Origin of the sequence: Pseudoneobacillus rhizosphaerae (genome assembly GCF_917563885.1) — a bacterium.
Classification (GTDB): Bacteria; Bacillota; Bacilli; order Bacillales; family Cytobacillaceae; genus Pseudoneobacillus; species Pseudoneobacillus rhizosphaerae.
Genome location: NZ_CAKJTG010000053.1, coordinates 1 through 11,523 on the forward strand (window position 1 = coordinate 1; position 11,523 = coordinate 11,523).

14 protein-coding genes and 1 riboswitch are annotated in these 11,523 nt (G+C 37.3%); of the genes, 7 read left to right on the top strand and 7 right to left on the bottom strand.

Going from position 1 to position 11,523, the window contains the following annotated elements:
* Both LRP83_RS22820 and LRP83_RS22825 read left to right on the top strand, forming a co-directional pair.
* A partial coding sequence (locus tag LRP83_RS22820) for an IS3 family transposase (protein WP_151536060.1) occupies nucleotides 1-81 on the top strand: 81 nt, incomplete at its 5' end.
* A gap of 201 nt (nucleotides 82-282) precedes the next feature.
* A complete protein-coding gene (locus LRP83_RS22825) occupies nucleotides 283-633 on the top strand; it encodes an ASCH domain-containing protein (protein WP_230499133.1) in 351 nt (116 codons plus the stop codon).
* 115 nt (nucleotides 634-748) lie between these two features.
* On the opposite strand, the gene LRP83_RS22830 is transcribed toward LRP83_RS22825, so the two are convergent.
* The 4 genes from LRP83_RS22830 to LRP83_RS22845 form a co-directional block, all read right to left on the bottom strand.
* Nucleotides 749-1,093: an ArsR/SmtB family transcription factor gene (locus LRP83_RS22830; protein ID WP_230499134.1), complete on the bottom strand. Its 345-nt coding sequence runs from the start codon at nucleotides 1,091-1,093 to the stop codon at nucleotides 749-751.
* Complete coding sequence (locus LRP83_RS22835) at nucleotides 1,094-1,522, bottom strand: SRPBCC family protein (RefSeq protein WP_230499135.1); 429 nt, start codon at nucleotides 1,520-1,522, stop codon at nucleotides 1,094-1,096.
* Between the two features lie 266 nt (nucleotides 1,523-1,788).
* The gene (locus tag LRP83_RS22840) at nucleotides 1,789-3,378 is read right to left on the bottom strand and encodes a diguanylate cyclase domain-containing protein (RefSeq protein WP_230499136.1); all 1,590 of its coding nucleotides are present in this window, start codon (nucleotides 3,376-3,378) and stop codon (nucleotides 1,789-1,791) included.
* A gap of 98 nt (nucleotides 3,379-3,476) precedes the next feature.
* Nucleotides 3,477-3,564, bottom strand: a riboswitch (cyclic di-GMP riboswitch).
* 120 nt (nucleotides 3,565-3,684) lie between these two features.
* Nucleotides 3,685-4,248, bottom strand: coding sequence for a hypothetical protein (locus LRP83_RS22845; RefSeq protein WP_230499137.1), 564 nt, complete (start codon nucleotides 4,246-4,248; stop codon nucleotides 3,685-3,687).
* Between the two features lie 240 nt (nucleotides 4,249-4,488).
* Between LRP83_RS22845 and LRP83_RS22850 the strand changes: the two genes are divergently transcribed.
* Nucleotides 4,489-5,034, top strand: coding sequence for a DUF1643 domain-containing protein (locus LRP83_RS22850; RefSeq protein WP_230499138.1), 546 nt, complete (start codon nucleotides 4,489-4,491; stop codon nucleotides 5,032-5,034).
* A 66-nt stretch (nucleotides 5,035-5,100) separates the two neighbouring features.
* On the opposite strand, the gene LRP83_RS22855 is transcribed toward LRP83_RS22850, so the two are convergent.
* The 3 genes from LRP83_RS22855 to LRP83_RS22865 form a co-directional block, all read right to left on the bottom strand.
* Nucleotides 5,101-5,586: a PaaI family thioesterase gene (locus tag LRP83_RS22855; protein WP_230499139.1), complete on the bottom strand. Its 486-nt coding sequence runs from the start codon at nucleotides 5,584-5,586 to the stop codon at nucleotides 5,101-5,103.
* Between the two features lie 35 nt (nucleotides 5,587-5,621).
* The gene (locus tag LRP83_RS22860) at nucleotides 5,622-6,803 is read right to left on the bottom strand and encodes an MFS transporter (protein WP_230499140.1); all 1,182 of its coding nucleotides are present in this window, start codon (nucleotides 6,801-6,803) and stop codon (nucleotides 5,622-5,624) included.
* A gap of 106 nt (nucleotides 6,804-6,909) precedes the next feature.
* Complete coding sequence (locus tag LRP83_RS22865) at nucleotides 6,910-8,565, bottom strand: FAD-binding dehydrogenase (RefSeq protein ID WP_230499141.1); 1,656 nt, start codon at nucleotides 8,563-8,565, stop codon at nucleotides 6,910-6,912.
* Nucleotides 8,566-8,971: 406 nt separating this feature from the next.
* Between LRP83_RS22865 and LRP83_RS22870 the strand changes: the two genes are divergently transcribed.
* The 4 genes from LRP83_RS22870 (at nucleotide 8,972) to LRP83_RS22885 (ending at nucleotide 11,188) form a co-directional block, all read left to right on the top strand.
* Entirely contained in the window at nucleotides 8,972-9,847 is an 876-nt protein-coding gene (locus LRP83_RS22870; RefSeq protein WP_230499142.1) for a hypothetical protein, read from the top strand.
* 87 nt (nucleotides 9,848-9,934) lie between these two features.
* The gene (locus LRP83_RS22875) at nucleotides 9,935-10,327 is read left to right on the top strand and encodes a VOC family protein (protein ID WP_230499143.1); all 393 of its coding nucleotides are present in this window, start codon (nucleotides 9,935-9,937) and stop codon (nucleotides 10,325-10,327) included.
* A 96-nt stretch (nucleotides 10,328-10,423) separates the two neighbouring features.
* A complete protein-coding gene (locus LRP83_RS22880) occupies nucleotides 10,424-10,738 on the top strand; it encodes a hypothetical protein (RefSeq protein ID WP_230499144.1) in 315 nt (104 codons plus the stop codon).
* A 102-nt stretch (nucleotides 10,739-10,840) separates the two neighbouring features.
* Complete coding sequence (locus LRP83_RS22885) at nucleotides 10,841-11,188, top strand: YolD-like family protein (protein ID WP_230499145.1); 348 nt, start codon at nucleotides 10,841-10,843, stop codon at nucleotides 11,186-11,188.
* Nucleotides 11,189-11,523: the final 335 nt, after the last annotated feature.

Consider the following 11,523-nt stretch of genomic DNA (forward strand, 5'->3'; position numbering starts at 1 on the left):
TATTATAATACGAAACGGATGAAGGCAAAATTAAAAATGAGTCCGGTACAATACCGAACTCATTTTGAGCAAGCTGCCTAATGAAATAACCGTGTCTAACTTTTAGGGGTCACTTCATTTAAAGAGTGCTTTTACTATTGTTCATGCTAACAAACTGATTTCCTCCCTATTCCAACACTAAATTCTCCATAAAAATGAGATGTCTCATACTCTCATATTTTTATTAATAACAAAATTATGGTAATGTGTATAGGAATCATTTAATAGGAGGAATTTTTACAAATGACAAATCAACATGAAAACACGACTTTACCCCCAAAGACTTGTACGATTGAACGCCTAATTACGATGCCTTCTGACATTGAACTAGTACTAGCAGGTAAAAAAACCGCTACACGTCGTAACGGAAGATATGCTGATATTGGTGAAATCATGAGCCTTCAAGGCAAAGATTTTGTCATTGAAAATGTCTATTCCCAATCACTTGGTGATCTTACAGACGAGCATGCAAAACAAGAAGGCTTCGAAACAGTTGAAGACTACAAGCAATCCATTCTAGCCTACCACCCTGGAATGCCATGGCTTCCACAAATGAGAGTATGGGTACACGAATTCCGTCCTGTACAAGGGTAACACTTTAAAGCACTGAGGGACAGTCCCCACGTATATTAACGCTTTAAAGCACTTGGGGACAGTCCCCACATATATTAACGCATAAAAGCACTGGGGTTCCCAGTGCTTTTATGTGTTATATTCCTTTTATGTTGTTTTCTTCTGGGTTTTCGACTACATGCTTGAGTTTGGTTAGCTTGTTGCTCCAGAATTGTTCGTAAAAGGACAGCCATTGTTTTAATTCTTTTAGGGTTTCTGGCTGTAGTCTATATCGTTTTTCTCTGCCTACTTTATGACCGCTGACTAGTTCTGCTTCTGAAAGGATATGAAGATGTTTAGCTATGGCTGTACGGCTCATTGTAAAGTGAGACGTTATTTCTGATATAGGCAATTCTTTTTCTGCAAGTAATCGAAGGACTTCTCTTCGGGTTGGGTCAGCAATAGCTTGAAATACATCATGCTTTTCAGCTGAGGATGACATTTAGCTCTCCACAGTTTTACGAAGTTTCTCAACAATTCCAACCCAGCCGCCTGACATTTTTTCCCGAATAACAGAAGCTTTCTCGTTCGCTTTTGGTTGAATATCATCTGGGTGTCCCCAGCCACCGTGGATTAGTGTAAATTCAGTCTTGTCATCCAACTCTTTTAAAATAAATGAAACGACCCAACCTGCCGTATCCCATGTAAATACAATTTTATTAGGCTCATCAATTTCAGTTACTTTGCATGGTGATGGACCAAATGGTGATTGCAGATGGAATTCATGTCCTACTACTGGCTGAAAATCATTTGGCATGAACCATGACCCAATACCTTCTGAAGTTGATACAGTATCCCATACCTTTTGAATTGGTGCATCAATGATTACTGATTGTTTTACATCCTCTAAAGTGTTTACATTTGCTCCCATTATTTTTCCCACTTTCTAATATAGATATGAAACCTTTTGGTTTTACTTTAGTTATTATATAAAACCATTTGGTTTCATGTCAACCTTAATATCTCCTAAGCATTTTTTATTATTCAATGAAATTTTAGTTTTCGCAAAGTACCTTAAAAGAACTTGTCCAATTAAATAAGGGTGTGAGATTCCTCTTAAAAAACATCTGATGAATTAAAGTAGGGAACAGACATGAGAGTGTCATAAACGTCTCTCTGGCCTGTTCCCTATAATTGTTACTGTCCATTTGTTATTTCTTCTTGCATAAATTGATAAAGTTGGAAATTATTTTTCCCTAGTCTTTTTGCATTGTACATAGCTATGTCGGCATTTTTTATCAATGTATCCGGATCATCACCATGATCGGGGTAACGACTAATTCCTATACTAGGAGTGATTACAACTTCATGCTCCTTTAATCGTATGGGCTGGGATAACGATTTAATGATCTGATTGGCAACCTGTATGGTTTCGTCCAACGAGACCCCTTCTACTAAAATTAGAAACTCATCTCCACCTTGGCGACAAATGATGGTCTCCATATCTAATGTAAACTTTAGCCTATTCGCTACCTTTTGTAATAGTAAGTCTCCTAAACTATGCCCTAGTGAATCATTGATAATCTTGAAACGATCTAAATCAAGAAAAAGCAATCCAATCTCTGACCTTGATTCTTTAGCACGAATAAGGGCTTCTTCAAATTCACTATTAAACAATCGTCTATTTGCTAGTCCAGTTAAGGCATCATGAAAGGCCATGTGATTAATTTTTTCCACCGCTTGAAAATGAAGAATGGCTAATTTTGCGAGATAGGTTGCCTTATCGATTAATTGGATATCTTGTTTAGAAGGTAAGCATTCATGCTTGTAATAGACCGCAAATGTCCCTAGAATTTCATTATGATTATCTAAGATTGGTGATGACCAACATGATTTTAAGCCATGCTTCAAAGCAAGCTGACGATAATCTGTCCAAAGTGGATCGGTAGCAATATCAGCAACAAACACTCGCGTCTTAAGATAGGAAGCTGTTCCGCAGGATCCACCGTTCTCGCTAATTAATCCCCCGTTAATCGATTCATTGTATTCTTTTGGCAATCTTGGGGCGGACCCTGTTAACAGCCTTGTTTTACTATCATCTACCACAAGTATCGAACATAAGCCTCCATTAGACTGATATTCAAAAATATCGATAATTTCTTCAAATATTTCTGTAATCGAGTTACCTTTTGCAATCATTTCAAGCACTCGCGTTTGTCCATCCAACAGCTGCTGTGCTTTTTTACTCTCAGTCACATCTTTTAATATGGTGAAAACACCTACAATTTCATGGTTTTTGTATATTGGCATATTTTTCACATTAAGTTCAATGACGTCTCCATTTTTGTGATGAAATGCCGTCTCATAATTTTGTGCCGTCCCATTTAGCACTCTTTGAAAAAAATGAGAAACCTTTTCTAATTCACCTGGAACGAGCATTTTTGAAAAATTCATCGTTAACAACTCTTCCTCTGAATAACCGGAGCACTTTACCGCTTCAGGATTCACACTCGTGATATTCCCTAAAATATCAAAACTCAAAACAGGGTCAGGATTATGAGCAAAGAGTGATTTATAGCGTTTCTCACCTTCTAATAATTGGTCTTCCATTTTCCTATTCTTATTCGAATGTAGTTTTAAGATGATTGCAAGTATAGCAATACTCAATAGCAGAATTCCGTCTAAAAACCCATGGTCCTCAACTCGGAAAGAATGAAATATGTTTCCTGTAAATTCAATAGCTGCCAGGACAAATAAACCGTATATAATAAAATGAAAGTATTTCATCAATTCTCCTTTTGTTCCATACTTATTTAACCTATCCAAAAAAATGACTATCCCATTTAGAATGGAATAGTCATCAGTTCAAACATAACAAGATGCTATTCGGTAACCCGGCTGTCGTAGTTTGATAGAAACCTTAGACCCATGGCTTTGCGTCCTAGACTTTCGCCTAGTTTGCCTTTTTCGAATATATTATTTCTTATTGGTATTTTATCAATTAAATAGTTGGAATGAAAGAGATAGACGAAAAAACAGCTTGTAAATATATGGGTTCTACAAGCTGTTACTTTGCAAGAAAACTATGTTAATTTACTTCGAGTCTTCCTCTTGTATCACTATTTTATATACTACCCCATTTTCTTTGAGAAGTTTGTTAATCATACCGAAGTTATCTAGCATATATTTATTTCTTTCAAACTCCATTATATGTCCATCCTTAAAAGTAAGGATTAAGTTTCCTGTCCCTACTTTTGGATCGGTTATCAACATTTCTCCCTCTTTTACGTCGTCCCAACCATAAGTAAACTCATCAAATGAAAATAGAGGTTTTTCTACTAAACTTTCTTTTGACATTATTAAAAAGTAATTGAAGCTTAAATAAAATAGGGCAGCAGCGATTAATACAGACGGAATGGAAAAGGCTATAAACCTTCTTCCCCAGTACATTAAAGCACAAAACAATACTAGAAACACAGCCCCACTGAAAAAGAGAATATTCGCGAGCATCGGTGTATTTATGTACAATGTCTGACTAGTTTTTCGAAAAAGCTCTTGAAAGAGATTTGGCCCTACAAAAGATAGGATTGGGCCAATAATCCCTATCATAATCGCCCACGCAATCCACACTAACTTCTTCTCATTGAAATCTTGCAAAAATATGACTCCCTTCATACATAATAAAACTCAGACTAATTTTTATTCGCTATTTACAAGGTTCTTTCCTTCTTTTTACAAAGTTTTTTCCAAAAAACAGGAAAGTGCTGTAACCCTTATAACCATTTTTTACATTTGGTACCTTTGATTTATCTGTGCATGTCCTTACTAGAAATAGTGTTAAATAAAAAAATACCTACATATGATTAGTTTGAATAGGATTTAAAAGGGGGATGTCTATTGAAAAAATCTGCCGTAATGGAAGGAAATTATCGTTATTCTTTAAAAAGAACGTGGAACAGTCATAACCCAAGAAAAGCGGTTTTCATCATGTTAAATCCTAGTACTGCAGATGATATCGAGGATGATCGAACGACTAAAAGATGTATAACATTCGCAAAGAATTGGAACTGTGGCTCGTTGGAAATTGTCAATGTGTATGCTTTTCAATCAACTGACTATAGCTATTTAAAAAGTTTGACGAAAGAAACAGCTACAGGGCTAGAAAATAGCTTTTATATTGAAAAGGCATTAAAGGATGCAGCCATTAGGGTAGTAGCTTGGGGTACCAATGTAACGGTACATCATAATGACTACAAGGAATTAGAAGAACTCTTAAAAGGCTATCGCTTATTTTGTCTTGGCCAAACTACAGAAGGTCATCCACGGCACCCGCTTTTCGTAAAAAAATCAACTCAACTGGAAGTATTTAATTTCAATAAACGGAGTATTGGTCATAAAAAACTGCATTTGAGTTTGAATTTGAGGAATGTGAATGAAGCTTGATGAAGTTGTAATATGTCAGGCACTGAAAAGGACATAAAGTCATTAATCAGTGCCTAACCTGGATTTTTAATCTTTTTTTAAAAAGGTGCTTGGCATGACTACTGCTACAACTTCCCCACGAGCACAAAGTGTTTCTTCAGCAAAAACCTCAATATCTACCTTCCACTTTTTTGGATGGATCTCATGGATTGTTCCAATTGCTTTTAATGAGATACCTTGAGGAGTTGGCTTTACGTAATCAACTTTTAACGAAGCGGTTACAAACCGCGGGGGTTCAGTTCCATCCCCTGGTTCATGGCCATTTTTTCGATGTAAAGCAAGTGCTGCAGATCCTGTCCCGTGACAATCAATAAATGACGCAATCACACCGCCGTACACAAACCCTGGAATCGCTGTATGTTCTGGAAGTGGTGTATACAAACTAATTGTTTGTTCCCCTTGCCAGCCCGTTCGGAAATGATGACCTTCCGAATTTCGACGACCACACCCGTAACAATAAGCAAAATCATCTGGATAATAATCTTGAATTGCTTTAAGTACTTTTTCTGTCATTTTATCTGTCTCCTTTTACTATTTTAAACTGTATTCTATACCAAACTTTCTTTTACTCTTTTTATAGGAATTAATGTCCCTACTAGGGCTATCATACTGCAAGCAATCAATATCCCATTTAATCCATTAAAGGCAACACTAGATAACAGCCCAAATATAACGAGGTCAAAGGCAGAATCTAGTACGGAAATTAATGAAAGAGTTGTTGCACGGATATGCGATGGAATCAGATCATTGGTTAATTGAGAGTATATGGGATGTCTGATTGCTTGGCCAATTCTAATAATAAAAAAGGCCCCAATAACAATCCACAATGACTCTCCAAACATTGCGGATAAAAATAATCCAGCAGCTGCTACTCCACCCGTCACCCACATTAATCCTTTTCGAGCAAATCGACTTGTAAACCAACCAACCGATTGGGAAACAATAAATCCTCCGATGGCGGCTAAAGCGTATAAAACACCGATGAACATAACGGGTAAACCGGCATCTTTGAATAATGGTTGATTAAATGCTTCATAGACTGAATCCGCTGGGATAAAAACAAGTGTGTAATTTAGAAACAACAATAGTAATACCGGTGCCTTCCTTATGACTTTGATACCAGCAACCACTTGTGTAAAAGGATTATCGCGGTAAGACCCACTGGAAGCAGGATTTTTAACAAAGAATAGAAGAATAAATTCTACTAGGTGAAAAACTAATCCTAAGATAATTAGTAGAATAAATTGCTTATCCGCTAAATCCTTTGCCATATACGCCCCAAATAACACAGCTAAAATCATACTAATAAACCCAGCTGATTGGATTTTTCCCATGGCCTCGTCCATTTTGTCGTGTTTATTATCTTCTTTCAATGATTCATATAGTAATGCCTCATCTGCACCAGAGAAAAAGGTTACAGATAATCCATTTAAGGCACTAAATAAGAAAAACATCCACGGATCATGAGCGAATATTAATAAAACAATACTAGAAATTTTAACTAATGCCCCGATTAAAAAGGAAACCTTTGCTCCATAGCGGTCTGCGACAATACCACCTGGAACCTCTCCTAACAGGACCGCACCACTCCAAAACAACTGCAGCCACAAAATATGTGTTGCTTCAAGTCCTCTCCCATAGTAAAAAAGAGTTAATACTGGTGCGATAAAATTAATAGTTCCAAAGAATCGCACCCAAAACAAAATCCGAATATTATGTGTTGAAATCATCTGTACCTTCATCTCTATTATTTTGTTAATCTATCTATTATTATACCGACTCCTACTTAAAAACAGTACAAAAAATGGAAGAAAAGAATCCCATTACACTCTAAAGCTACTTTAATTCCGCTGCTATAGCTCGACCTACCACCCGTCCTGTGAAAAGACAGCCTCCTAAAAACGTCCCCTCTAATGCACGATACCCGTGAACGCCTCCTCCTCCGAATCCTGATACTTCTCCTGCTGCATATAACCCAGGAATCGGTTCTCCGGCAGAATTTAAAACTTGACCTGACAAATCAGTTTGAAGTCCACCTAATGTTTTGCGGCTAACAATATTCAACCTCACCGCAATTAGAGGGCCATTTTTTGGATCAAGTAATTTATGCGGAGGGGCAACGCGAATTAATTTATCGCCGATATAATTTCGAGCTCCTCGGATAGCTGTAATTTGAAGGTCCTTTGTGAATGTATTTTCCATTTCACGGTCTCTAGCTCGAATTTGTCGTTCAATCTCATCAAGGTTCAATAACTTTTCCTCGGTTAGCTTATTCATACCCGTGACTAGGTCCGCTAAATTATCGGCTATGACAAAATCCTCACCTTTTTCCATGAAGGCTTTTACAGGACCTGGTGCTCCTGGTAGAGCTCTAGACAGCACTTTGGGTATACTTTTTCCAGTTAAATCAGGATTTTGTTCTGAACCAGATAGCGCAAATTCTTTTTCGATTATTTTTTGGGTTAAAATAAACCAGGAATAGCTGTAACCCGTCTTTTGGATGGTTTCAAGGGTCCCTAATGTATCAAACCCCGGAAAATTCGGAGCAGGAAACCGTTGCCCTCTGGCATCAAGCCACATGGATGATGGTCCAGGGAGGATTCGGATACCATGTTTGTTCCAGACTGGAGACCAATTTTTAATTCCTTCAGTATAGTGCCACATTCGATCTCGATTGACGATTCTGCCTCCCGCATCTTCTGTTATGGCTAGCATCCGTCCATCTACATGGGCTGGAACACCGGAAAGCATTTGCTTAGGTGGTTCTCCCAGCCGACTTGGCCAATTTTTACGAATCAAATCATGATTTGCCCCAATTCCCCCACTCGTGACAACTACCGCTTGAGAGCGGTATTCAAATTCACTGACTACCTCTCGGGAACTTGCTTCTCCGCGAGCTACAGTGCTTGCTACAAGTATGGAACCGCCTACACCTAGAACGACACCATTTTCATGAATGAGCTTGTCGACACGGTGACGCGGTCGATAATCAACTAGCCCATTTTTCATCTGTTCTCTAACACGACGTTCGAAAGGAGCTACAATGCCTGGTCCTGTTCCCCAAACGATATGGAAACGTGGTACCGAATTTCCATGTCCCTCTGCAAGGTATCCGCCTCGCTCTGCCCAACCGACAATTGGAAAAAAGCGGACACCCATACTTTGCAGCCATGCTCGCTTTTCACCCGCTGCAAAATCGACATAAGCCTCTGCCCATTTTCGGCCCCAGTAGTCCTCGTCTTTTTCCCGATCGAAGCCAGCTGTTCCCATCCAATCCTGCCAAGCTAATTCTTTTGAATCTTTAATCCCCAACCTGCGCTGCTCTGGTGAATCTACTAAAAACAAACCTCCAAAAGACCACCAAGCTTGTCCACCTAGTGAGGTTTCCGGTTCTTGATCTAAAAGCAATACCTTTTTCCCTGCATCTGCCATTTCTGCTGTAGCTACTAAACCAGCAAGTCCTGCACCAACTACGATTACATCGAATTCCACAATGCTACCACCTTTTTTGATTTCGTCTGAATTTTATGAAAAAACTCTACTATATATTATTAAAATGCTAACCATGTATTTTTAGCAATCTATTTTAATAAATTGAGGAAGAAAATCACTATATAAGTAAGTAAACTTATACCAAAAAGGGGCTAGCGCGAATTATTCCGACTCTTAGTTCCGTAATTCCGACTTTCTCTTTGTTTATTCCGACTTCTTTTGATTTTATTCCGACTTCTTTTGATTTTATTCCGACCTTTTTGGTGATTATCCCGACTTTTTCACACTTTCGTCACAATTAACTCTTCATACTGGTTTTTTTCAAAGGCTGATTGCTACTAATTTAGAATAAAATTTCCAAAATAATCAAATAGTAATGGGAAGTAGCCAATGGAGGTGGGAAGGATTGCATATCAATTCGTACTGGTATCTTGGCTTGGGCGTTCTTAGTCTCATTCTTCTTATTTATGTTTTTATCAAAACAAGAAGTGTCAGGAGCTTATTTCTTTATCTTTCTATGGTGGGTCTAGGCTTCATGATTGAAGCTGTTATCTATAATTTTTTACATAGCTATCAGTATTATCCGAAGTTTATCAAGACTGATTCCTTTTACGACAGTAACATGGGAGCCATAGCTTCTAACGTCTTTGCCTTACCTGTGGTAGCTACCTTTATTGCAACGTTTCGGAAAAATTGGATTTGGATTCTATTTTTCGTGTCACTCTTTGCTTGTATTGAGTGGTTATTTTTGAAGCTAAATATCTATTCTCATAATTGGTGGCGTATCGCTTTCACAGCTATTGGCCTCCCTTTCTATTTTTATACGGCGAAATTTTTGCATCAAAAAATCATGCTCCCTCTAAATGGAATAACTCATTCAATAGTTTTGTTTTTCATTTTAGGGCCCATTAGTGGGAACCTGCACATATCCCCTATCATGTTATTTGGAAGTAGGCATTATTTACCTGGCTGGTTTGACGATCCAGCGGAAGATACAACTGCATTTGCAGCCATTTTTTATTTATGTGCGTGTCTATTCTATGTTGTAGTGGCTAAGCTAAAATGGAAATTTGAATGGATGAAATATGTGTTTGCAGCATTATGTATGTGGCTTGCTAATTTCATTCTAAAAAAAGTGGGAATCCTTCACAGCTATGTTTGGTGGGACCTTTCATATTATATTCTTATCTCAATCGTTATATTAAAGATTGCTATTATGATAAGTAAACAATTAACTATCGGACCTATCTCAAAAGGTGCAAGGCATTTACCAGGAAACTGAACAATGCCTTGCACTTCGTTTTTCAAAAGAGGGGACAGTTTATGTTATTATTTAATTTACATTTATATCAAATTGGAGATGTCGGTTTTGATCAAATATAAAGGGCTTCATCATGTTAGTCTATCTGTTACAAATCTAGAACGAGCAAAAAATTTTTACAGTAATATTCTCTGTTTAAAAGAAATACAGCGTCCTAATTTTGACTTTCCGGGTGCTTGGTATGAAGTTGACCAACAGCAACTTCACCTGATTGTTCTCCCTTCCTCACAAACGATTCGTACAGATAAAAGCTTAAGCAGTAGAGAAGGTCATTTTGCTCTTAGAGTTGAGAATTATTCAGATACTTTAGCATGGTTGCAAAAGAATAATATTGAAATACTCGATCGTTTTAAAAGCAAAAGTGGCTTTGCTCAAATCTTTTGCGCGGACCCTGATGGAAATTTAGTGGAATTAAATGTAGATAGGAAAGATCTAGAATAAACAAAGCGGTTGTTATCTACGATTTTATAGACATGATTTATTTCTTTTAAAAATAGACTTTAAAGGAGGACAAGTACGGTCAAAGGAGGGGTTTAAGTGAGTAAGCCTGAAATCATATTAATTCTGGGAGCTGAAGAAGGTTCCATCACCTTATATGGCGTAAAACTAAAAAATGAATGGCATTTTTTATTAAAATATGAAGAATCCACTTATCAAAAGGGCTTTCAAAGTGCCATTGATTTATTAGATGAGTATTCTTGGCATAAGTTGATTCCAAGAATGATTCACCCAGAGTTTGCCGAACCACTACTTTCCGAAATCGAAAAAAGATTACATTCTAACCATTTTAGATTAGCGTACTGGAGACGATTAGTTGCACGTAGTCTTAATTTAACAAAGATGATTCAATAATGTTTTAACTGACCTTCTTACTATGAGGGTCTTATTTTTTTTAAAAAGACATATTATAGAACATTTGTTCTATAATAAAAGTAACAGAAAGGAGGTTTTATTATGTCAAGAATACGAGATCGTGGAAAAATGAAGTGGCAATCAGCGTTCTTCATGCCAGAGCATGTCAAAATGCTTAAAGAATTAAGATCTGACTATCAAAAGATTAATAAGCCTATTGTTGATGAATCCCAAATCGATGAATTTGAGCAAAAGCTATGTTTGGCATTAGAACATAAACAATCCATAACCATTACTATTTGGGAAGAGGGCTTCTTTAGAATGTTCATAGGATCTGTACAGAAGCTGGATGAATGGAACAAGACGATTCATTTAGTGGAGGAGGATGGTTGTTTAACGACCATCTGGTTTAATCAAGTTGTTGGTGTAGACTTACTAGAAGAAAAGTAAGATCATTTGATTAAAATGATTGAAAGCTTTTCCAAGTGAGGAATTCAGATAAACACCCGATCTGAAAAATAGACGGATATATTCCGCTTAATTAGTCAGAAGCATTGAAAATGGCTTAAAATAGACGGAGATATTCCGCCTTTTGATTAGAAAACCATGAAAATGAGGGGTTTTTCTTGGCATAAGCGGAAAATCTCCTCTTATCTAGCCCGAAACGAGCTCCATTCTGAATATAACCGGAAAATTTCCGCTTATTTCTTACGATTAGTCAAGTGTATTTCGTTAATTCATTTATTTTTTTATTTAGATGTATTTGGGAGGGGTACCCCTCCCAA